Source organism: Nocardia otitidiscaviarum (assembly GCF_007362295.1).
GTDB classification, from domain to species: domain Bacteria; phylum Actinomycetota; class Actinomycetes; order Mycobacteriales; family Mycobacteriaceae; genus Nocardia; species Nocardia otitidiscaviarum.
Genome location: NZ_CP041695.1, coordinates 2,271,488 through 2,294,451 on the forward strand (window position 1 = coordinate 2,271,488; position 22,964 = coordinate 2,294,451).

General features: G+C 69.5%; 17 protein-coding genes and 1 pseudogene. 14 read left to right on the forward strand and 4 right to left on the reverse strand.

Annotated features, from left to right (window positions below):
- Position 1: 1 nt before the first annotated feature.
- From FOH10_RS09825 to recN, 3 genes are read left to right on the forward strand one after another with little or no spacing between them, the layout of a single operon-like run.
- Complete coding sequence (locus FOH10_RS09825; RefSeq protein ID WP_143980467.1) at positions 2 to 973, forward strand: TlyA family RNA methyltransferase; 972 nt, start codon at positions 2 to 4, stop codon at positions 971 to 973.
- Positions 970 to 2,028 carry an NAD kinase gene (locus tag FOH10_RS09830; RefSeq protein WP_081592396.1) on the forward strand — a complete coding sequence of 353 codons (1,059 nt, stop codon included), beginning with the start codon at positions 970 to 972 and terminating at the stop codon, positions 2,026 to 2,028. Before FOH10_RS09825 ends, FOH10_RS09830 begins: the two co-directional genes overlap by 4 nt.
- Positions 2,006 to 3,778 (forward strand): DNA repair protein RecN, encoded by a 1,773-nt coding sequence (recN, locus tag FOH10_RS09835; RefSeq protein ID WP_143980468.1) that lies wholly within the window; start codon positions 2,006 to 2,008, stop codon positions 3,776 to 3,778. Before FOH10_RS09830 ends, recN begins: the two co-directional genes overlap by 23 nt.
- A 150-nt stretch (positions 3,779 to 3,928) precedes the next feature.
- Here the strand turns inward: recN and FOH10_RS09840 are convergent, their stop codons facing one another.
- Positions 3,929 to 4,348, reverse strand: coding sequence for an SRPBCC family protein (locus FOH10_RS09840; protein WP_029928439.1), 420 nt, complete (start codon positions 4,346 to 4,348; stop codon positions 3,929 to 3,931).
- Between the two features lie 211 nt (positions 4,349 to 4,559).
- Between FOH10_RS09840 and steA the strand changes: the two genes are divergently transcribed.
- The 11 genes and pseudogenes from steA (at position 4,560) to der (ending at position 17,742) form a co-directional block, all read left to right on the forward strand.
- Positions 4,560 to 5,771 carry a putative cytokinetic ring protein SteA gene (gene steA, locus FOH10_RS09845; RefSeq protein ID WP_029928437.1) on the forward strand — a complete coding sequence of 404 codons (1,212 nt, stop codon included), beginning with the start codon at positions 4,560 to 4,562 and terminating at the stop codon, positions 5,769 to 5,771.
- A gap of 7 nt (positions 5,772 to 5,778) precedes the next feature.
- Positions 5,779 to 6,702 carry a copper transporter gene (locus tag FOH10_RS09850; protein WP_143980469.1) on the forward strand — a complete coding sequence of 308 codons (924 nt, stop codon included), beginning with the start codon at positions 5,779 to 5,781 and terminating at the stop codon, positions 6,700 to 6,702.
- 76 nt (positions 6,703 to 6,778) lie between these two features.
- On the forward strand, positions 6,779 to 8,521 hold the full coding sequence (locus FOH10_RS09855) for a CTP synthase (protein ID WP_143980470.1): 1,743 nt from the start codon (positions 6,779 to 6,781) through the stop codon (positions 8,519 to 8,521).
- Complete coding sequence (locus FOH10_RS09860; protein ID WP_143980471.1) at positions 8,518 to 9,180, forward strand: NUDIX domain-containing protein; 663 nt, start codon at positions 8,518 to 8,520, stop codon at positions 9,178 to 9,180. Before FOH10_RS09855 ends, FOH10_RS09860 begins: the two co-directional genes overlap by 4 nt.
- 212 nt (positions 9,181 to 9,392) lie before the next feature.
- A complete protein-coding gene (xerD, locus tag FOH10_RS09865; RefSeq protein ID WP_051037133.1) occupies positions 9,393 to 10,355 on the forward strand; it encodes a site-specific tyrosine recombinase XerD in 963 nt (320 codons plus the stop codon).
- A gap of 159 nt (positions 10,356 to 10,514) precedes the next feature.
- Complete coding sequence (locus FOH10_RS09870; protein ID WP_029928428.1) at positions 10,515 to 11,411, forward strand: ParA family protein; 897 nt, start codon at positions 10,515 to 10,517, stop codon at positions 11,409 to 11,411.
- 248 nt (positions 11,412 to 11,659) lie between these two features.
- A complete protein-coding gene (locus FOH10_RS09875; RefSeq protein ID WP_186000894.1) occupies positions 11,660 to 12,583 on the forward strand; it encodes a segregation and condensation protein A in 924 nt (307 codons plus the stop codon).
- Positions 12,584 to 13,260: 677 nt separating this feature from the next.
- Positions 13,261 to 13,947 (forward strand): SMC-Scp complex subunit ScpB, encoded by a 687-nt coding sequence (scpB, locus tag FOH10_RS09880; protein ID WP_143983980.1) that lies wholly within the window; start codon positions 13,261 to 13,263, stop codon positions 13,945 to 13,947.
- Between the two features lie 554 nt (positions 13,948 to 14,501).
- Positions 14,502 to 15,593: pseudogene (locus FOH10_RS09885) on the forward strand (pseudouridine synthase); the annotation flags it as partial.
- 17 nt (positions 15,594 to 15,610) lie between these two features.
- Positions 15,611 to 16,324 carry a (d)CMP kinase gene (gene cmk, locus FOH10_RS09890; protein WP_051037135.1) on the forward strand — a complete coding sequence of 238 codons (714 nt, stop codon included), beginning with the start codon at positions 15,611 to 15,613 and terminating at the stop codon, positions 16,322 to 16,324.
- Complete coding sequence (gene der, locus FOH10_RS09895; RefSeq protein WP_029928419.1) at positions 16,324 to 17,742, forward strand: ribosome biogenesis GTPase Der; 1,419 nt, start codon at positions 16,324 to 16,326, stop codon at positions 17,740 to 17,742. The genes cmk and der overlap by 1 nt, the downstream gene beginning before the upstream one ends.
- 67 nt (positions 17,743 to 17,809) lie before the next feature.
- On the opposite strand, the gene FOH10_RS09900 is transcribed toward der, so the two are convergent.
- From FOH10_RS09900 to FOH10_RS09910, 3 genes are all read right to left on the reverse strand, one after another.
- The gene (locus FOH10_RS09900) at positions 17,810 to 19,351 is read right to left on the reverse strand and encodes an alpha/beta hydrolase (RefSeq protein WP_143980472.1); all 1,542 of its coding nucleotides are present in this window, start codon (positions 19,349 to 19,351) and stop codon (positions 17,810 to 17,812) included.
- 220 nt (positions 19,352 to 19,571) lie between these two features.
- Positions 19,572 to 21,959, reverse strand: coding sequence for a beta-glucosidase family protein (locus FOH10_RS09905; RefSeq protein ID WP_143980473.1), 2,388 nt, complete (start codon positions 21,957 to 21,959; stop codon positions 19,572 to 19,574).
- Positions 21,960 to 22,001: 42 nt separating this feature from the next.
- Positions 22,002 to 22,862 (reverse strand): alpha/beta fold hydrolase, encoded by an 861-nt coding sequence (locus FOH10_RS09910; RefSeq protein ID WP_143980474.1) that lies wholly within the window; start codon positions 22,860 to 22,862, stop codon positions 22,002 to 22,004.
- Between the last annotated feature and the right edge of the window lie 102 nt (positions 22,863 to 22,964).

Below are 22,964 nucleotides of genomic sequence, written 5' to 3' on the forward strand. Positions count from 1 at the left end.
GGTGGCCAGGCGCGCACGAGTGGACGCGGAACTGGTTCGCCGCGGATTGGCGCGGTCGCGGGAACACGCGGTCGAGCTGATCTCGGCGGGTCGCGTCCTGATCAACGGAACGGTCGCCACCAAACCGGCGACGGGGGTGGAGACCGCAACCCCGCTGCTGGTGCGGGAGGAGCCCGACGAGGTGCGGTGGGCCTCGCGCGGCGCGCACAAACTGCTGGGTGCGCTCGCGGCGTTCGAACCGCAGGGTGTCACCGTCGCGGGTAAGCGGTGTCTGGACGCGGGCGCGTCCACCGGCGGGTTCACCGATGTGCTGCTGTCGAAGGGGGCCGCGGCGGTGGTGGCCGCCGATGTCGGCTACGGCCAACTCGTCTGGCGGCTGCGCAGCGACGACCGCGTCGAGGTGCACGACCGCACCAATGTGCGGGCCCTGACTCCGGAACTCATCGGCGGCACAGTCGAATTGGTGGTGGCGGACCTGTCCTTCATCTCCCTCGGCCTGGTGCTGCCCGCGCTGGCACTGTGCTGCGCCCCGGGCGCGGATCTGTTGCCGATGGTGAAACCCCAGTTCGAGGTGGGCAAGGAGCGCGTCGGGTCCGGCGGTGTGGTGCGGGATCCGGCGCTGCGCGCGGAGGCGGTGCGTGCGGTGGCCGCGGCCGCCGCACGGCTGGGACTGCGCACCCACGGCGTGGTCGCGAGCCCGCTGCCGGGACCGTCGGGGAATGTGGAGTACTTCCTCTGGCTGCGCAAGGAGCCGTCCGGCGCCGACCATTCGACCGGGTCGATCGCCGGCGCCGCAGCGGACCCGTCCGCGAGTGCGCACCCGGGAGTTCCGTCCGTGCCGGAAGACGGTGCGGGAACCGGTCTCCCGGCCGCGCCCGGGGCGGCGGCTGTCGGTGCCGCCGCCTACGATGCGGTCGAGGAGGAACGGGTGGCGGCGCTGATCCAGCGCGCGGTGGAGGAGGGTCCGCAGTGAGCGGGGAGAGCGGTCGGTTGCACGACGCGAAGACTCGGGAGATCCTGCTGATCGCCCACCCCGGCCGCGCCGAACTCACCGAGACCGCGCACCGGGTGGCGAAGATCTTCGAGCAGTTCGGGATCGGCCTGCGGGTGCTGGCGGACGAGGCGTACAGCACCCGCTTCGACACCGACGAGCAGGGCCGCCCCGACGGATATCCGGTGCGTGTGATGGAGCACGGCCCCGAAGCCGCCATCGGCTGCGAAATGGTGCTCGCCCTCGGCGGTGACGGCACCTTCCTGCGGGCGGCGGAACTCGCCCGCGAGGCCAATGTGCCGGTGCTGGGCATCAATCTGGGCCGCATCGGTTTCCTCACCGAGGCCGAGGCCGAGAATCTGGACGAGGCCCTCGCCCAGGTGGTGCGCCGCGACTACCGCATCGAGCGGCGCATGACCATCGATGTCACCGTGCGCGTGGACGATACGATCACCGAACGCGGGTGGGCGCTCAACGAGGCCAGTATCGAGAATTCGGCGCGGATGGGGGTGCTGGAGGTCGTCCTCGAAGTGGACGGCCGCCCGGTCTCGTCCTTCGGCTGTGACGGCGTGCTGGTCGCCACCCCCACCGGTTCCACCGCCTACGCCTTCTCCGCGGGCGGTCCGGTGGTGTGGCCGGAACTCGAGGCGCTGCTGGTGATCCCGAGCAATGCCCACGCCCTGTTCGCGCGCCCCCTGGTGACCAGCCCGGATTCGCGCATAGCGGTGGAAACCGTTGCGACGGGCCACGATGCGATAGTTTTCCTCGACGGCCGACGCACCCTCGCACTGCCGCGAGGCGGCCGGGTCGAGGCGGTCCGTGGGACCGAACCGGTACTGCTGGTGCGGCTGGATTCCGCACCCTTCGCGGATCGGATGGTGCGCAAATTCCAGTTGCCCGTGACAGGCTGGCGGGGCCGCTCGTCTGCCCGGATGGGTGCGGAGGAGGAAGCCCGCGTACCCACGCAGCGACCCCGAGCAGGCGACGTCGAACACCGCCGAACGGAGAGCACGAGTGCTGACAGAGATCAGGATTGACGGCCTGGGCGTCATTTCCACCGCCACAGCGCAATTCCATGAGGGTTTGACCTGTTTGACCGGTGAGACGGGCGCGGGGAAGACGATGGTGGTGACCAGCCTGCACCTGCTGAGCGGTGCGCGCGCCGATCCCGGCCGGGTTCGGTTGGGTGCGTCGCGGGCGGTGGTGGAGGGCCGCTTCACTCTCGACGAGGTCCACGAGGGGGCCGTCGCCGAAGTGGACGGGGTGCTGGAATCCACCGGCGCCGAACGCGATGACGACGGTTCCATCATCGCCGTGCGCACCGTGGGCAGCGACGGCCGCTCCCGCGCGCACCTGGGCGGGCGCAGCGTGCCGGCCGCGGTGCTGTCGGATTTCACGACGCCGCTGCTCACCGTGCACGGTCAGAACGATCAGTTGCGGCTGCAGCGGCCCGATCAGCAGTTGCATGCCCTGGACCAGTTCGCCTCCGACAGCGTCGGTCCGCTGCTGCGCAAATATCAGAAGGAGCGGCGCAAGTGGCTCGACGCCCGCACCGAACTGCTCGAACGCACCGCGCGCAGTAGGGAACTGGCACTCGAGGTCGACCGGCTCAAGCAGTCGCTGACCGAAATCGACGCCATCGCACCGCAACCCGGTGAGGACGAACACCTGGTGTCCGAGGTGCGGCGGCTCTCGGATCTGGATTCGCTGCGTGAGGCGGCCGCCACCGCGCACGACGCGCTGGCCGGTCCGGCCGACGCCCCCGGTGAGGGCGGCGGTGCGCTGGATCTGCTGGGCACCGCGCGCGCCCGCATCGAGGCCGCCGAGGATCCGGCGCTGGCGGGGTTGGCCCCGCGCCTCGGCGACGCCATCTCGGTGGTCGTCGACCTGACCACCGAACTCAGCTCCTACCTGTCGGATCTGCCGTCGGATCCCGGTGCGCTCGACACCATGCTGACCCGGCAGGCCGAACTCAAAACGCTGACCCGGAAATACGCCCCCGATATCGACGGCGTGATCGCCTGGGCGAATGAGGCGCGCACCCGCCTGGATTCCCTGGACGTCTCCGAGGAGGCGCTGTCGGCGCTGTCGGCCGAGGTCGACAGCGCGGCGGAGAAGGTACGCGAGGCGGCGCGCAAACTCACCGCCGCGCGCACCAAGGCGGCGGGCAAACTCGCGAGCGCGGTGAGCGCCGAACTGTCCGGCCTGGCCATGGGGCGCGCCAAACTCGAGGTCGTGGTGCGGCCGCTCCCGGCCGCCGCCCAGGATTCCGCGCCGTTGAAGGTGGACGGTTCGGAACTGCATGCCGGTTCCACCGGTGTGGACGAGGTGGAATTCCGGCTCGCGGCGCATTCCGGCGCGCAGCCGCTGCCGTTGAGCAAGAGTGCCTCCGGCGGTGAGCTCTCACGCGTCATGCTCGCCCTGGAAGTGGTGCTGGCCAGTTCCGAGCACGGCACCACCATGGTTTTCGACGAGGTGGACGCCGGGGTCGGCGGCCGCGCGGCCGTCGAGATCGGCCGCCGCCTGGCCACCCTGGCGCGCACCCACCAGGTGATCGTGGTGACCCACCTACCGCAGGTGGCGGCCTTCGCCGACACTCACCTGGTGGTGGACAAGGTGGACGACGGCAAGGGCGTCAACTCCGGCGTCCGCGCCCTCACCCAGGACGAGCGCGTCGCCGAACTGGCCCGCATGCTGGCCGGTCTCGGCGACACCGAGACCGGCCGCGCCCACGCCTGGGAGCTGCTCACCACCGCGCACGCCGAAAAGGTCGGCGCGGCCGACTGATTCGTGATCGGACGGCTGCGGCGTCGACACCCATCGAATACCACGTACGCGGCCGCGACCCCGGTGGCGGCTCGCATCGGGAATCCCGAGCCGGAATGTGGCGAGGCCCGCCTCCAGAGCGGAGACGGGCCGGTCGGAGGCGGGGTCGCCCTACTTCACCGCTTTGCGAGCGCCACTGAGAAAGGCGTTGATAAGGCCCTTCAGACCCAACTCCAGGGCCTTGGCCGGAACGGGCAGGCTGGGCTCGGATTCCATGGTGTAGACCACCCGGGTGCCGCCCGGTGCGTCGGCGAAGGTCACGGTGCCGACATGCCGCTTCACCGGCGCGCCCGCGACGATCTGGTAGACCATGCGCTCATTGGGCACCAGTTCGAGGGTCTCCTCCGTGACGCCGACCGGGCCGAGGCCGAGCTTGTAGCGCGCGCCCACACCGGAGGGGGCGCCCGCGCCGGGCTGGATGAGCGAGATCTGGATGGGCAGGTAGGCTGCCATCGCGTCGCGGTCGGCGAAGAGCCGGTAGACGACCTCCCGCGGGGCGGCGATCACGGTGTCGACGGTGGTGCTGGCCATGACGGCATTGTCTCCTTCGGTCGAGCTGCCATACCGAATCCCCTGAATGTCCGGGACAGCTACGCCCCGGAGCATATCGGTACCTGTGGTCACGGGCACTGTCGCTTTCGGTCATGATGGCGGGACATGGTGGCATCACAGTGACGAATGTGATTGATGGTGCGGCGCGCCTCCACCAATGGTTGAGACTTTCCTGTAACCATCGGGCGTTATGAAGATGCTGGGACTGTTGTCGAAACCCACCGAGACGCTGCCGGGCCTGTCCGGGATCGCCCGGGTCGACCGCAATACCCGGCGTCTACTCCAGCGCGTGGGACCCGGGGACGTGGTGGTGCTGGACGAGATGGATCTCGACCGCCTCACCGCCGACCGCCTGGTCGAGGCCGGGGTGGCGGTGGTGATCAACGCCTCGCCGTCCATTTCCGGCCGCTATCCGAATCTGGGCCCGGAAGTGCTGGTGGCCAATGGCATCCTGCTGCTGGACACCGTCACCACCGATGTGTTCAAACGCATCAAGGACGGCGCGAAGGTCCGCGTCGACGACGGCGTCGTCTACAGCGACAAGCTGACCAAGAAGGAGCCCGAGGTCCTCGTCGAGTGCGTGGAACTCACCGAATCCTCCATCGCCGAACGCATGATCGAGGCCCGCAACGGGTTGGCCGATCACCTGGAGGCGTTCGCGGGTAACACCATCGAGTTCATCCGCACCGAGAGCGGTCTGCTCATCGACGGCATCGGCGTGCCCGAACTCGAACTCGACATGCGCAAGCGCCACGTCGTGGTGGTGGCCGACGGTTCCGATCACGCCGAGGATCTCAAGCGCATCAAACCGTTCATCAAGGAGTACGCGCCCATCCTGGTGGGTGTGGGACGCGGCGCGGACACCCTGACCCGCAACGGGTATCGGCCCGACCTCATCGTCGGCGATCCCGAGGAGATCACCGCCACCACCCTCAAATGCGGTGCCGAGGTGATCCTGCCCGCCGATACCGACGGGCACGCCAAGGGTTTGGAGCGCATCCAGGATCTGGGCATCGGCGCGACCACCTTCCCGTCCTCGGGCGCGGCCGCCGATCTCGCACTGCTGCTGGCCAATCACCACGGGGCGTCGCTCATCGTCACCTGCGGCGCCGCCGCCTCCCTGGACGACTTCTTCGACCGCGGCCGCCGCGATTCGAATCCCGCCACCTTCCTCACCCGGCTGAAGATCGGCACCACGCTCATGGACGCGAAAGCCGTTGCCACGCTGTACCGGCAGCGCGGCTCCGGCTGGGCGGTCGCGCTGGTGGTGCTCGCCGCGCTGGTGGCGTTGATCGTGGCGCTGCTGGCCACGCACCTGGGCAATGAGGTGATCGATTCCGGTATCGACGCCTGGAACCGCTTCGAACTCTGGGTTCGCGGCCTTCTCGACCGAAGCAGCTAGGGGACCCATGATTTCGCTTCGCTACCACGCCGTGTCGATCGCCGCGGTCTTCCTGGCCCTCGCCGTCGGCGTGGTGCTCGGCGCCCGCGCGAACGACGGACTGCTACCCGGAATGGGCGAGGGCGGCGGGCAGGCCGGGGACCTGCGCACCGAGAATGCCCGGCTCACCGAGCAATTGCGGGCCGCCGACGCCTTCCTCGCCGGTGCGGCGCCGAAACTGTTGGCGGGCAGCCTGACCGATCGCGGCGTCATCGTATTCACCACGCCCGACGCCGATCTCGCGGATGTGGACGCGGTCACCAAATCGCTCACCACCGCCGGGGCGACCGTTACCGGGCAGATCGCGCTCACCAACGCCTTCACCGATTCGGGTGAGGGCGACCGGCTGCGTACCGCCGTCGCCAATCTGGTCCCCGCGGGCGCGCAGCTCGGCACCGGCGCGACCGATCAGGGCAGTCTGGGCGGTGACCTGCTGGGCCTGCTGCTGCTCACCGATCCAGCCAACCGGCAGCCGCGCGGCAGTGATCAGGAGCGCGGCCTGGCCCTGGAGACGCTGCGCGGCGGCGGTTTCCTCGCCCCGGCCGGGGAGGTGCGCCCCGCCGATCTCGCGGTGGTCGTCACCGGTGACGGCGTCCGCGCCGACGAGAACCAGCGCGGCACCATCATCGCTCGCTTCGCCGGTGGCCTGAAGGCGCGCGGGGCGGGTGTGGTGCTGGCGGGTCGCGCGGGTGCGGCCGCCGGGTCCGGACCGATCGCGGTGGCGCGTGACGAAGCCCCCTTAGCAACGGTCACCACCGTCGACAATGTGGACCACGAGATCGGCCGCCTCACCACCGCGCTGGGGCTGGCCGAGCAGTTGAGCGGCGGAACCGGCCGATACGGCACCGGCGATCGGGCGACCTCGCTCACAGTCGCGGCCATGCCACGCTGAACTGATAGCTAATCGGTGGCGATCGGTCCGCGCGGCGTGTGAACAGCCCGGCGGATCCGTGTTACCGTGGAGTCCCGTGGGTCAATCACGGATTCCGGCGCGCTCCGCTCATAATACGACGGCCACGAAGCACATCTTCGTCTCCGGCGGTGTCGCCTCATCACTCGGTAAGGGCCTGACCGCCTCCAGCCTCGGACAGTTGCTGACGGCGCGTGGTTTGCGCGTCACCATGCAGAAGCTGGATCCGTATCTCAATGTCGATCCCGGCACCATGAACCCCTTCCAGCACGGTGAGGTGTTCGTGACCGAGGACGGCGCGGAGACGGACCTGGACGTCGGGCATTACGAACGTTTCCTCGACCGCGATCTGTCGGGGTACGCCAATGTCACCACCGGCCAGATCTATTCGTCGGTCATCGCGAAGGAGCGCCGCGGCGAGTACCTCGGTGACACCGTGCAGGTCATCCCGCACATCACCGATGAGATCAAGAGCCGCATCACCGCCATGGCGGGACCGGATCGCCAGGGTCAGATCCCGGATGTGGTCATCACCGAGATCGGCGGCACCGTCGGCGATATCGAGTCGCAGCCGTTCCTGGAGGCGGCCCGCCAGATCCGCCACGAGGTGGGGCGCGACAACTGCTTCTTCCTGCATGTGACGCTGGTGCCCTACCTGGGCCCGTCCGGCGAGCTCAAGACCAAGCCGACCCAGCACTCGGTGGCCGCGCTGCGCAATATCGGCATCCAGCCGGACGCGCTGATCCTGCGCTGTGACCGCGAGGTGCCGGAGCCGCTCAAGAACAAGATCGCGCTCATGTGCGACGTGGATGTGGACGCCTGCGTGTCTACTCCCGACGCGCCGTCCATCTACGACATTCCCAAGGTGCTGCACCGCGAGGGCCTGGACGCCTACGTGGTGCGCAAGCTGGGCCTGCCGTTCCGCGACGTGGACTGGACGGTGTGGGGTGATCTGCTGGACCGGGTGCACAACCCGCGCGAACAGGTCACCGTGGCGCTGGTCGGCAAGTACGTGGACCTGCCGGACGCCTACCTGTCGGTCACCGAGGCGCTGCGCGCGGGCGGATTCGCCGCCAAGGCCAAGGTGAACATCCGCTGGGTGCAGTCCGACGAATGCGAGACCGAGGCGGGCGCGCAACAGCACCTGTCCGATGTGGACGGGGTGCTGATTCCGGGCGGATTCGGTATTCGCGGTATCGAGGGCAAGGTCGGGGCCATCCGCTACGCCCGCACCCACGGTATTCCGCTGCTGGGCCTGTGCCTGGGCCTGCAGTGCGTGGTGATCGAGGCGGCGCGCACGGTGGGGCTCAAGGACGCCAACTCGGCGGAGTTCGAGCCCGACACCAAGCACCCGGTCATCTCCACCATGGCCGATCAGGAGCAGGCCGTGGCCGGTGAGGCCGATCTGGGCGGCACCATGCGCCTGGGCGCGTATTCCGCCGTCCTGGAGCCGGGTTCGGTGGTCGCGCAGGCGTACGGCGAGACCGAGGTGTCCGAGCGGCACCGGCACCGCTTCGAGGTCAACAACGCCTACCGCGACAAGATCGCCAAGAGCGGCCTGAAGTTCAGCGGCACCTCGCCCGACGGGCATCTGGTCGAATTCGTCGAGCTGCCGCAGGACAAGCACCCGTTCTTCGTGGCCACCCAGGCGCATCCGGAACTCAAGTCCCGGCCCACGCGCCCGCACCCGCTGTTCGCGGCGCTCATCTCGGCGGCACTGAAATACAAGGCGGCCGAACGGCTTCCGGTGGAGATCCCGGATACCGCGCCCGCCGAAGCGGGTGAGAAAGTAGCGAAATGACCTCAGCGCACGGCGACTCGGCCCCCGGCACCCACGACTTCGACATCGTCGACAGTCGCACCGCGTACTCCGGCGCGATCCTCGCGCTGCGGCTGGACGAGGTGGCCATGCCGGGCGGGCGGGTCGCCCAGCGCGAGGTCATCGAGCACCATCCCGCGGTGGCGGTGGTGGCGCTCGAGGACGACGACACCGTGGTGTTGATCAACCAGTATCGACATCCGCTCGGGCGGCGCCTGCTGGAACTGCCCGCCGGGCTGCTGGATCAGCCGGGGGAGGATCCGCTGGAGGCGGCGCGGCGCGAGCTGACCGAGGAGACCGGTCTGGCCGCGCGGGAGTGGTCGGTGCTGGTGGACGTGGCGCTGTCACCGGGGTTCACCGATGAGGCGCTGCGGGTCTATCTGGCCACCGGCCTGTCCGAGACCGAGCGGCCCGAGCCGGAATTGGAAGAGGCGGATATCGAGGTCGTCCGCATGCCGCTGGACGCGGCCGTGCGGGCGGCCTTGGCCGGGGAGATCACCAATGCCACCGCCGTGGCCGGACTGCTGGCGCTGGTGACCGCGCGGGCGACCGGTGCGCCGTTGCGGGCGGCCGACGCGCCGTGGCCGGAGATGCCGACCGCCTTCCTGACCCGGAAATCCGCCGAAGCCAGCGAAAAGTAGGCGAAGCCAGCGAAAAGTAGCGAGCGGTCTGCTGTCGCGTCGTCCTGGCGCGACGGCGCCGCCGACTCGCGCGCGGGGCCGGTCGACACCATCTCGGCCTGCCGCTTGAACGCGTCCTCCAGAGGAGGTGGTGGGTCTGCCCGCCGACCGAGCGGTCTGGTCTGGGCGGCGTCGCTGCCGAATCCGTCGGTGCGGACTGCCATGATGGGTCCGTGACTGCCGCCGCGACCACCGCCGAGAACCGGGATCGCGATGCGCTGCGGCGGGAGATCGACGCCTACCTCGACCATCTCACCGTCGAGAAGGGGGCCGCGCGCAATACCCTCGCGGCCTACCGCCGTGATCTCGGACGCTATCGGGAGTTCCTGGCGGCCCGGGGCGTCGCCGGACTGGCGGCGGTCTCGGAGACCGATATCGGGGATTTCATGGTGGCGCTGCGCTCCGGCGACGCCGAACGGCCCCCGCTGGCGGCCAGTTCGGCGGCCCGGGCGCTGGTGGCCGTGCGCGGACTGCACCGGTTCGCCGCGGCGGAGGGGATGACCAGCGCCGATGTGGCGCATCCGGTGAAACCCCCGGCCCCGGCCCGCCGCCTGCCGAAAGCGCTGCCGTACGAGCAGATTTCCCGGCTGCTGGATGCCGCCGGCGGCGATGTCGCAGATGGGCCGCGCGGATTGCGCGATCGCGCCCTGCTGGAGTTGCTGTATTCCACGGGTGCGCGCATCTCGGAGATCATCGACCTGGATGTCGACGATATCGATACGGGGGAGCGCGCGGTGGTGCTGCGCGGCAAGGGCGGCAAACAGCGCATGGTGCCCATCGGTCGCCCGGCGCTGGCCGCCGTGGACGCGTACCTGGTGCGCGGCCGCCCCGCACTCGCCCTGCGGGGCAAGGGAAATCCGGCGCTGTTCCTCAATCACCGGGGCGGCCGACTATCGCGGCAGAGTGCCTGGCAGGTGCTGCAGGCCGCGGCCGAACGCGCCGGAATCGCGGCGCAGGTGTCGCCGCACACGCTGCGCCATTCATTCGCCACACATTTGCTCGACGGTGGGGCGGATGTGCGGGTGGTGCAGGAGCTTCTCGGTCACGCCTCGGTGACCACCACCCAGATCTACACTCTGGTCACCGTCGGAACGCTGCACGAGGTATGGGCGACAGCTCATCCCCGGGCCCGGTAACCAGTCTGAAGTGCAGCTTTAGGGTGCGTGTCCGAGCCGGGGTCTTGCGTGGACAGGCGGTAGCGTCTATTAGGGACCTTGCCGCACGGGCGGCGGGGTTAGGGCATGAACGTCGAAGGAGCAGCGGACGTGACGAAAGCCGGTGGTGCGGGCCAGCGGATCGAAACCGCCGCGCAGACATTGTGGGAGGCGCCGGACGTGCAACCGGATAACGCGGAACTAGGTCCGACCGGTCGGCCCCTACGCGATATTCCGGAGCCTCCGCCCGTCAACCATCACGGTGACGCGCTCATCGTCGCCATGTGCAATCAGAAGGGCGGGGTCGGCAAGACCACCTCGACCATCAATCTGGGAGCGGCGCTGGCCGAATACGGCCGCCGGGTGCTGCTGGTCGATCTGGATCCGCAGGGCGCGCTGTCGGCGGGACTCGGTGTGGCGCACCACGATCTGGACCACACCGTGCACAACCTGCTGGTCGGCAATGGCAAGATCGGCGTGGACGATGTGCTGATGCGCACCAAGGTCGAGGGTATGGATCTGCTGCCCAGCAATATCGATCTGTCCGCCGCGGAGATCCAGCTCGTCAACGAGGTCGGCCGCGAGCAGACCCTGGGGCGGGCGCTCGCGCCGCTGCGCAACCGCTACGACTACGTGCTCATCGACTGCCAGCCCTCGCTGGGCCTGCTCACGGTGAACGCCCTGGCCTGCTCCGACGGCGTGATCATTCCCATGGAGTGCGAGTACTTCTCGCTGCGCGGGCTGGCCCTGCTCAACGACACCGTGGAGAAGGTGCGGGACCGGTTGAATCCGGCGCTGAGCCTGTACGGCATCGTTGTCACCATGTTCGATGCCCGTCTCCTGCATTCGCGCCAGGTCATGACGCGCGTGGTCGAGGTGTTCGGCGACCTCGTCTACGACACCGTGATCTCGCGGACCGTGCGGTTCCCCGACGCCAGCGTCGCGGGTGAGCCCATCACCACCTGGGCGCCGAAATCCGGTGGCGCGGAAGCGTATCGGGCCATGGCACGGGAAGTCATACACCGGTCGGGCCGTTGAACGATTCCCCCGAGACAGCGCCCGGGCAGGTTACGCCGGGTGCGGATACCGCCGTGCCGCGCGACGATGATCCGCCGGGCGCGGTGGTCGACGATATCGCCGGTGCTGCCGAGGTAACCCGCGGTGCCGGTGATTCCGGCGCCGACGAATCCGATGCCGACGACCCCGATGACGCACGGGAAGTGCTCGCGGAGCGTGACGGAGCGGCATCGGTGGTCGACGACATCGCCGGTGATTCCGATACCGCCGTGGTTTCCGATATCGCGGCATCGGCCGCACCCGTCGCTTCCGGCGCCGGATCACCCGATACCGCGGCAGCTCCGGATAGTTCGGACAATACGGGCAAGTTCCATCTGCGGCTGAGCAACTTCGAGGGTCCGTTCGATCTGCTGTTGCAGCTGATCAGTTCGCGCCGCCTCGATGTCACCGAGGTCGCCCTGCACAAGGTGACCGACGAATTCATCGCCTACACCAAGGCTTTGACCGCACAGGCCGAGGCCAGTGGGCTGCGCGCGGACAAGGTCCTCGACCAGACCACCGAATTCCTGGTGGTGGCGGCGACCCTGCTCGATCTGAAGGCCGCCCGTTTGCTGCCCTCCGGTGAGGTCACCGACGAAGAGGATCTGGAACTCCTGGAGGCACGCGATCTGCTCTTCGCCCGCCTGCTGCAGTACCGCGCCTTCAAGCAGGTGGCCGAACTGCTCGCCGAGTTGGAAGCCGCCGCGCTCCAGCGCTACCCGCGCGCGGTCTCGCTCGAGGAGCGCTACCTGGACCTGTTGCCGGAGGTTACCCTGGGAGTTGACGCGGCCGGATTCGCCGAGGTCGCCGCGGCGGCCTTCCGGCCCCGGCCGGTGCCCACGGTCGGGATCGACCACATCCACCAGCACGCCGTGTCGGTCGCCGAACAGGCGGCGATCATCCTGGAGATGCTGAAGGCCAAGGGCGCTGGCGGCTGGACGACCTTCCACGAGCTGATCGTCGACTGCGAGGTGCCGGTGCAGATCGTGGCCCGCTTCCTGGCGCTGCTCGAGCTCTACCGGGGCAGGAATATCGAATTCGAGCAACCCGATCCGCTCGGCCCGCTCCGGGTCAGCTGGACCGGCGAACCCAGCGCGGCCAAGGAGACCGGCGGCGCGATATACGACACCATCAGCGACGAGGAGTACGGGTGACCGAGGTGACAGACCCCACCGGCGCACAATCGGCCGCCACCCCCGCACCGGATGCGGTCGCACCCGCCACCCGGGGGCAGGATTCGGAATCCGCCGCTCGGGCGGCGACCCCGGCAGCCGTACCACTCGCGGCGAGCGCCGGGGACGCCGTGCCCGACTCCGGCCACGGAGGCGAGCGCGCCGATCGGGAGCGCCGCACTGCTGCCGGAACATCGGCAGCCGCCGGAAGACCCGACGGGGTGTCGACGTCCGGCGACCTCCAGGCGCGGTCCGTCCCGCGGTGGGCGCGCGAGGAAGGGGCGGTCGGCACCGACGGGGAGTCCGGCGTTGCTGCCGGAACGTCCACGGTCGCCGACGTATCCCTCAGGCCGGCGGGTCCTGGCGACGCTCCCGAGCGGTCCGGCGAAGCCATACCGGAGCACGGTGCGGCCGTTGCGGAGGACGGGTTCATCGGCGCGGGCACGCCGGGGTCGGCGGCGGATGGTGAGCTGGTGGGAGAAGGGCGTTCCGGGGTGGAACCGGCTGCTCGCTCGGGGGGCGCGGATGAGAGCGTCGCCGTCGCCGACCGGTCCAGCCCAGTGTCGGAGCCCGGTGAGAACGCGGAGGAGCACGTCGCCGATTCGATCTTCCCCGCCGGGTCGAAGGACTCGGGGGCGGGAGATTCCGATCACTCCGGCATGGCGCCGAACCCAGGCGAGTTTCCGGATGGGGCGCTGTTCGAGGAGTCCGAGGCGGGGGAGCGGCTCGACGAGGCGGAGTTCCGGTCGGCGCTGGAGGCGATGCTGCTGGTGGTGGACGCGCCGGCGGCGGTGGAGATGCTGGCGTCCGCGCTGGACGACCGGGTCGAACGGGTCGAGCGGGCGCTGCGGGAGATGTCGGCGGAGCTGACCGCGCGGCGCAGTGGCATGGATCTCAGATTCGTGGGCGACGGGTGGCGTTACTACACGCGGACGGAGTTCGCGCCGTATGTGGAACGTATGCTGTTGGACGGCGCACGCTCCAAGCTCACTCGCGCCGCTTTGGAAACCCTGGCCGTTATCGCCTATCGTCAACCGGTTACGCGAGCACGGGTGAGTGCGGTGCGGGGCGTGAATGTGGACGGCGTGATCCGGACCTTGCTGGCGCGAGGTCTGATCTCGGAGGCCGGGGCCGACCCGGAGACCAATGGCACCCTGTACGTCACCACCGAGCTGTTCCTGGAGCGGATCGGACTCGCGTCGCTGACCGATCTGCCGCCGTTGGCCCCCCTGCTCCCAGGGGTGGATCTGATCGACGAGATCAACGAGAGCCTGGAGACCGATCCCCGGTACACCAAGCTGAGAAAACCGACCGAGTCGGATATCGACCTCGGTACCGAAGAATGAACCGAAATTAGGACAACGTGAATACACCCGCTCGCCGAGATGGCACACCGGATCGTAGGAAACGTGGTTTCGAACCGCCCCGCGGCGGTTCGGCACGCGGCCGCGGTGAATCCCCCCGTGGCGCCCAGCCGACCCGCGGTGGCAGCACCCGCGGCGCCCAGTCCTGGGACTCCCGAGGCGGCTCCGGCCGCAACGCGCAGTGGGACACCCGCGGCACCGGTCAGGGCCGCGGCCCGGGCGGTCGCGGAACCCCTTCGCGCGGAGCGGATTTCCGCGGCGACCGCACATACGGTGGCGACTCCCGAAACTCCTGGTCGAACGACGACTCCCGCGGCGGCGGTACGCGCGGCGGCTCCCAGACCGGCCGTGGGGTCGGTGGCTCCCGTAGCCGGGCTGGCCGCACCGAGCGGAACGCGGTCGGCGGCTCACGTGGCGGGGACCGCACCGAATGGAACGCGGGCGGCGGCACCCGAGGCGGTGAGTGGAACCGGAGTGGCGGTTCGCGTGGTAGCGAGTGGAATCGGGGCGGCGGTCAGAGTCGTGGCGGCAGCGGGCGTGGCGGCGATCGGGATCGCAGTGCCGACCGTTCGCGGGGTGGTGCCGTCCGCGCTCGTGGCGCGAACCCGCGTGGCTCGGCCCCTGCGGGCGGTGGTTTCCGTGGCGCGGGCGCGCGCGGGGGCCAGGGCGAGCATCATCTCGGCGGCAGTCGCGGCCGGATCGGCGGCGGCCGTCCGTTCGGTCCGACCACCGCCCCGAGTGCCAGGACCAATGCCGCGCCGACCACCGGCAAGCAGAAGCAGCCAAAGCCGCAGCGCATCGTGGTCACCGGCCCGGTGCTGAACAATGCCAAACCGGCCCGCCGCCAGCATGTCGAGCCCGAAGCGCAGGGGCCGAAGAAGCTGCCGTGGGGTGAGGGCGAACGCCTGCAGAAGGTGCTCGCCAAGGCCGGGGTGGCCTCCCGCCGCGCCGCCGAGGAACTCATCAACCAGGGCCGCGTCGAGGTCGACGGTGCGATCGTGCGTGAGCAGGGCCTGCGCATCGATCCCGATCACGCCGTGGTGCGAGTGGACGGCGTGCGGGTGGTGGTCCGCGACGAACAGGTCTACCTGGCGCTGAACAAGCCCAAGGGCTGGCAGTCCACCATGGCCGACGAGATGAACCGCCCCTGCGTCGGCGATATCGTCGCCGAGCGCGTGGTGGCCGGTCAGCGCCTGTTCCACGTCGGCCGCCTGGACGCCGACACCGAGGGCCTGCTGCTGCTCACCAATGACGGCGATCTCGCGCACCGCCTCATGCACCCCTCCTTCGAGGTCTCCAAGACCTACCTCGCCACCGTCGCCGGTGAGATCCACGGCCGTGAGGTCGGCAAGCGTCTGCGCGACGGCGTCGAACTGGAGGACGGTCCGGCCAAGGTCGACCGCTTCCAGGTACTCGAGGTCGGCGAGGGTAAGTCGTTGGTGAAGGTGGTCCTGCACGAGGGCCGCAAACATATCGTGCGCCGCCTGCTGGCCGCGGTCGGTCATCCGGTGACCGCGCTGGTGCGCACCAATATCGGACCCGTCGCACTGGGCGATCAGCGCCCGGGCACGCTGCGGGTACTGGGTCGGGACGAAATCGGGAAGCTCTACGAGGCGGTGTCGTTGTGAACGGTGTGAGGAGTGCGATGGTGGCCGAGGATGCGCTGACGGGTACGGGCCCGCTGGTCGTCGCCATGGACGGCCCGTCCGGCACCGGCAAGTCGAGCGTGTCGCGACGCCTGGCCACCCGCCTCGGCGCCCGCTACCTGGACACCGGGGCGATGTACCGGGTGGCGACCTTGCGCGTGCTGCGCAGCGGTGTCGATCTCACCGATGCCGCCGCCATCGTGGTGGCGGTGAAGGAGCTGCCGCTGTCCATCGGCACCGATCCCAGCCGAGAGGTCATCGAACTCGACGGTGAGGACGTCTCCGCCGAGATTCGCGGCAATGCCGTCACCAAGGCGGTGTCCGCGGTGTCCGCGGTGCCGGAGGTGCGTGACCAACTGGTCGCCCTGCAGCGCGATATCGCCGCCACCTCGGGCCGCATCGTGGTGGAGGGACGCGATATCGGCACCGTGGTGCTGCCCGCCGCCGATGTGAAGGTCTACCTGACCGCTTCCGCCGAGGCGCGGGCGACGCGGCGCAACGCGCAGAACATCGCCGAGGGCCGCGGTGACGATTTCGCGGCGGTGCTGGCCGATGTGCAGCGCCGCGACAACCTCGACTCCACCCGCAAGGTGTCGCCGCTGCGCCCCGCCGAGGACGCGGTGCTGGTGGACACCAGCGAGCTGAATATGGACGAGGTCATCGACGAGCTGTATCGCGTGGTGCGGCAGCAGATTTCGGCAGGAGGTGCGTAGTGACGCAGGATACTTTTGCCGGAGACGGCGTCTGGGCCGACGAAACCGATTGGGAGCTGGCCGAACTCGCCGGTGAACATGACGAGGCCGAGCAGGTGCCGATGCCGACGGTGGCTATCGTCGGCCGCCCGAATGTCGGCAAGTCCACGCTGGTGAACCGGATTCTGGGCCGCCGCGAAGCGGTGGTCGAGGATGTGCCGGGCGTGACCCGCGACCGCATCAGCTACGAGGCCAACTGGGCCGGGCGCAAATTCCTGGTACAGGACACCGGCGGCTGGGAGCCCGACGCCAAGGGGCTGCAACAGTCGGTGGCCCGCCAGGCCGAGATCGCCATGCAGACCGCCGACGCGATCCTCGTGGTGGTGGACGCCACGGTCGGTGCGACCGCCACCGACGAGGCCGTCGCGAAGACGCTGCGCCGCAGCAAGACCCCGGTCATTCTGGTAGCCAACAAGGTGGACGACCAGAAGGGTGAGGCCGAGGCGGCGTCGCTGTGGTCGCTCGGGCTGGGTGAACCGCATATGGTGTCGGCCGCACACGGCCGCGGCACCGGCGACCTGCTCGACGACCTGCTGGCGGTGCTGCCGGAAACCCCGCGCGAGGGCACCGGCGGTACCGGCGGCCCGCGCCGCGTGGCGCTCATCGGCAAGCCGAATGTCGGCAAGTCGAGTCTGATCAACAAGCTGTCGGGCTTCGAGCGCTCGGTGGTGCACGATGTGGCGGGCACCACCGTCGACCCGGTCGACTCCCTGGTCGAATTGGGCGGCAAGCCTTGGCGTTTCGTCGACACCGCGGGGCTGCGCCGGAAGGTCGGCAATGCCAGCGGCCACGAGTTCTACGCCTCGTTGCGCACCAAGTCGGCCCTGGAGGCCGCCGAGGTGGCGGTCATGCTCATCGACGCCTCGCAGCCCATCACCGAACAGGATCTGCGCGTCATCAGCATGGTCGCCGACGCCGGTCGCGCCCTCGTGATCGCCTACAACAAGTGGGATCTGGTCGACGAGGACCGCCGCCTGGCGCTGGAACGCGAGATCGAGCGGGAGATGGTGCAGGTGCAGTGGGCGCTGCGCGTCAATATCTCCGCCCACACCGGCCGTGCCGTCCAGAAGCTCGTGCCCGCGATGGAAACCGCCCTGGAATCCTGGGACAAGCGCATTTCGACGGGCCGCCTGAACGCCTGGCTCAAGGAAGTCGTCGCCGCCACCCCGCCCCCCATGCGCGGCGGTCGCCTCCCACGCGTCCTCTTCGCCACCCAGGCATCCACCCGCCCGCCCACCTTCGTCCTCTTCACCACCGGCTTCCTGGAAGCCGGCTACCGCCGCTTCCTCGAACGCCGTCTCCGCGAAGAATTCAACTTCGACGGTTCCCCCGTCCGAGTGAACATCCGCGTCCGCGAAAAGCGCGAACGCAAGAAGTGACGCCCGAGGGGGAACTGGTGGCGGCGGTCTCTCGGCCGTTGCCACCACCAGTTCCCCCTCGCGGTGGTCAGGTGAAGGGGGCACGGTCGGCGGGGCAGGTGGTTCCGGGGGCGGGGAGCGTCAGGTCGATGAGGTACGCGTCGCCCAGTTCGCGGGTGCAGGTGCTGGATGTGGTGTGGCCGTAGCCGTCCAGCACGACCAGGCGGGCATTGCCGACGATCTGGTGGGCGTGTTCGGCGCGGAACAGCGGAGTGGCCGGGTCGAAGCGCGCGTTCGTCAGGAGTGCGGGGGTGTCGGTGTTCAGGGTCCATGGTCCGGTGTAGCGCTGCGGGTAGCCGTCGGCGGGGGAGTGCCAGGCTCCGCACGCCTGGACGGGATAGAGCCAGTACGAACCGAAGGTCGGGGCCGCGGATTCGATGACGCGGGCCAGCGTCGGCCACAGGCCGGGGTCTTTCGGGAGCCGGACGTCCGCGCAGGTGATGGCGGTGAACGACGTCATGAACGCGGCGGTGAGCGGGGTGGTGTCGAGAATGGCGGCGACGGTGCCGGGATCGCCGTCCGCGCCGCGGTCCACTTCGGCAAGCAGGGTTCCGAGCGTGGGCCAGTATTCGGGGTCGTAGAGCAGGAAGACCTGCGCGTGCAGGAATTCGGCGTAGGTGACGGGGCGAGCGGCGTCCCCGGAGCCGACGGTGATCGGTCCCTCGCGAAGTCTGTCGAGCAGCGCCAGATTGCGGGCGCGCACCTCGCCGCCCGCGAAAGCGCAACGGGGCGAACCGGCCTCGGCGCACAGGCGGGCGAACTCGGTGAGCACCTGTTCGGTTCCGATGGCCGCTTCGGCGAGGCTGGTCAGCGTGTACTCGGTGTAGCCGACGGGTTCGATCATGGCGCCGAGCCGGAGCGCGCGGACCCGCTCGCCGAACAGCGCCCCGTACATCTCGCCGAGGTAGCTGGCATAGGATCCGCCCGCGTAGGTGAGGGCGGCGTCGCCGACGGCGCGGCGCAGCAGGTCCAGATCGCGGGCGGCGTCGACGGTGGTGAGGTGGGGGAGCAGCTCGCCGGAGTGGGCGGCGCAGCTGTCGGCGAGTTCGCGGCTGAGTCGTTCCAGGTCGTCGTACTGCCGCTGCGAGGTGGGCAGGGGCGCGTAGCGCGACCAGAAGTCCTCCTGCGCCGCGGTGTCGGCGAAACAGCGCACCTGTGCGCTGCGGCCGATCCCGCGCTGATCGAAGGTGACCAGGTCGAAACGCTGTGCCAGTTCCGGTGATCCGAGTCCGATATCACGCGCCGCGTCGATACCGGAGCCACCCGGTCCGCCGGCGGCGGAGAACAGGGTGCCGATGCGCCGGTCCGAGTCGGTGGCCGGTTGCCGCACGACCGCCAGATCCAGGGTCGCGCCATCGGGTTTCGCGTAGTCGAGCGGGACTCGGGCTGTCGCACACTGGAATCGGTCCAGCCCGGGTTCGGTGCAGGTGGCCCAGTTCAGTATCGGGGTCGGGGCGGCGTCGGCCTGCGCGACCAGTTCCGTCGCCGTCGCTTCGGCGGTGGCGGGGGCGGTCGGCGTCAGCAACAGTCCGGCCAGCAGCGTTGTCGCGAGCAGTGCTCCTCTGCGCATACTCCATCGTGCCCGCACGAGGATGAACCGTGCCAGCGGCAGTTCAAATATCCCCATACTCGGATATGCGCATTTAGGCATGTAATCGCGACATGTTGTGGCAGGGTCGTGCTCGCTCCCGAAGGGGTAGAGCGAGCCACGACGAAGGATGTTCGGTGGCGGGAAGCCGGGTCGGGCACCTGCTTCGAAGGCGTCCGATCCGGCTGGAACCGGTTGGTGTTCAGCTGATCTCGGCGGTGAGCGGGAGATCCGTCACCGACGTGCCCACGTGGAGGGTGAACGAGCCGGGTTCGGTCGTCCAGCCCGCCTCGGTCCAATGCTCGAAAGCCCGCTGTGGCAGGGGGATGCGCACCGTGTGGGAAGCGCCGGGGGCGACCGTGACGGCGGCGAATCCGGCCAGCCACCGCACGGGGCGGTCCACCGCGCTGTCCGCCCGGGACAGGTACGCCTGTACCACCTGCTTGCCCTCGCGGTCACCGGTATTGGTGACCGTCACCGTGGCGGTCCGGCCGTCCACGCTGAGATCGCCGAGCGACCAGGTGGTGTAGCCGAGCCCGTGACCGAATGGATAGGCCGGAGCCACACCGGATTTCAGCCACGCCCGGTAACCGATGTGAATGCCCTCGGTGTAGGGGAGTGTGCCATCGGCCTGCGGTGTGGTCGACAGCACCGGCGCGTCGGCCATGCGTGCGGGCCAGGTGGTGGGCAGTCGCCCGCCGGGTTCGGCCGCGCCGGTGAGCACATCGGCGAGGGCGGCCCCGAACTCCTGGCCCGGGAACCAGGACAGCAGCACGGCCGCCACATCGTCGCGCCACGGCATTTCCACGGGCGCACCGGAATTGACCACCACGACGGTGCGCGGATTGGCGGCGGCGACGGCCGCGACCAGTTCGTCCTGGCGGCCGGGGAGGCGCAGATCGGTGCGGTCGAAACCCTCGGACTCGATCTGTTCGGTGGTGCCGACCACGACGACCGCCACATCGGAGGTGCGCGCCAGTTCCACCGCGGCCGCGAATTCCTCCGCGGCGGGACGCTGCGGCCGGGTGATGCCGAAGGTGAGACCGAGAATGACGCCGAGGCCCGGGATGGCGGGTGGTGCGGCGACGGTGATGCGGACGTCGACCTCCTGCCCTTCGGCGAGGGTGCGGGTGACCGCGCGCTGGGGTGGGTAGAGGATCGCGCCCACCGGATCGGTGCCCTCGAAGGTGATGGTCTCGTCGAGGGCGGTCTCGCCGTCGAGTTCCAGCCGGGCCTGTCCGAGGGTGCCGACGCCGATCTGCCACGCACCGGCCACGTCGGCGCGCAGCCGCGCCCGGATCTCCAGGGTCGTCGCCGTGGCGGCCTTGCGGTCGCCGAAGAGCATGAGGTTGCCGGCGGTGCGGTGCTGGGTGTCGATGACGGTGTCACCGTCGAGGTAGCGCAGACTCACTCCCGGTGTGCCGGTGTCGGGATCGGTGACCAGTTCCAGCGGCACCGGAATCAGCTTCTCCTCGAGTCGCACGCCGGGCGTGTGTCGCACGGTGAGAACGGTTTCGAGGCCCTCGACGGGTGTGGTGGTGTGCGCGGGGATGACGGTGGCGCTGCCGCCGCCCATGAAGCGCGGCAGGTCGGCGTGCGGTCCCAGCAGCGCGACCGTGGTGTCCGGGGCGAGCGGCAGCACACCGTCATTGCGCACCAGCACCATGCCCGCGGCGGCGGCGCGCCGCACCAGGGCCTGCGCCCGCTCGTCGTCGAATTCCGGTGTGGCCTGCGGTGATCCGTGCAGCGCGCCCACGCGCTGGGCGAAGCGCAGGATGCGTCGCACCTTCTCGTCGATGGCGGCTTCGGGTACCTCACCCCGGCGTACCGCCTCCTCGAGCGGCGCACCCCAGAGCATGGGCGGTCCGGGCATGGCGATATCGGTGCCCTGGGCGGCGGCGGTGGTGGTGCGCACCGCTGTCCAGTCCGACACCACGACGCCGTCGAATCCCCAGCTGCCCTTGAGCGGTTCGTCCAGGAGCGGGTTCTCGGTCATGGTGATGCCGTGGACCGAGTTGTAGGCGTCCATGATCATCCACGCGCCCGCGTCGACGCATCGCTCGAACGGGTACAGGTACAGCTCGCGCAGCGCCCGCTCGTCGACACGCACATCGACGGTGAAGCGGTCGGTCTCGGAGTCGTTGGCCACGTAGTGTTTCGGGCACGCGCTCACGCCGTGCGCTTGGACGGCGCGCACGTAGGCCGCGGCCATGTCGGCGGTGAGTACCGGATCCTCGGAGAAGCATTCGAAATGTCTTCCGCCCAAGGGGGACCGATGTAGATTGACAGTGGGGCCGAGGACCGCGTACACGTCTTTGCGGCGTGCCTCGTGGGCGATGAGCGCGCCGATCTCGGTGAGCAGTTCGGGATCCCAGGTGGCGGCGACGGCGGTACCCGACGGCAGACTCACCGAGGGGTCACGCTCGTCCCAGTATTCGCCACGCACGCCCGACGGCCCGTCCGAGACGGGCATCTCGGCCAAGCCGATATCCGGATCACCGGCGAAGCGGAACATGCCCGCACCCGAGATCAGCCGCAGTTTGGCGGGTAGGTCGAGTTTCGCGAGCAGGTCCTCGATGAGGTCGTCCATGCGATGTCCCGTTCCTTCTCTCGATTGTCGGCGAATATCGGGCTACTGAGCGGCGGCGTGGTCCCAGAACGCCACCAGGTCGGTGCACACCTGGGCCGGTCGATCCTCGTTGGGCAGATGCCCGACGCCGGGATACACCGCGCGGCGCGCGCCTAGGGCCGCCGCGAACCGCTCGTGCACCTCGGGATTCCAGAGATCGCCGGTATCGCCGTAGGCGACCAGAATGGGTACGCCCGCCGCCCGGAGAACGGCGGGGTCGGCCAGCGGCGGCACCTCCATGACCTGGAGAATGCCGAGGATATTGGCCTTCTTGGTGGCCAGGATGCGCTGGTGGAGGAAGTCGATGCGCGCCGGATCGGCCGAACCGGCGGCGAACAGGGCGCTGCTCATCTGCTGCCAGATGAACTCCTGACCGCCCGCCTCGACGGCCTGGGCGACCAGGCTCGGCGGCGGGAAGTTGATGTCCGACACCGAGGACGGGCCGGAGGCCAGCAGGGTGAGTGTCCGGAAGCGCTCGGGCCGGGCCACCACCGCGACCCGCGCGACATACCCGCCGAAGGAATGGCCGACCAGATGGACGGGCTGTTGGCCGGACGCCTGGTCCACGACCTTCAGCAGATCGCCGGAGAAATCGTCCATGGTGTAGCCGTCGATCTGGTCGGGCCCGTCGGACTGCCACTGTCCGCGCTGGTCATAGGCCACCGCCCGATATCCGGCGGCTGCCAACAGTGGCAGCATGGCGGCGAAATCCTCCTTGGACCCGGTGAAGCCGGGCACCAGGACGACGGTGCCGCGGGCGTCGACGCCGAGCGGTGGCACGGCTTCCCAGGCCGCGAGGGTTCCGTACCCGCCGTCGAGGGTGAGGGGAACGATATCGGTGGGTGCGTCGGCGGCCTGGCTCATGGGATCGAGTGTGCCAGCGCATTCACCGCTAACCGAGCGGGCACTCGGTAATGTTATCAATCCGAGATATTATGGTTGGGGTGGCCGATGCGGAGGGGTGGC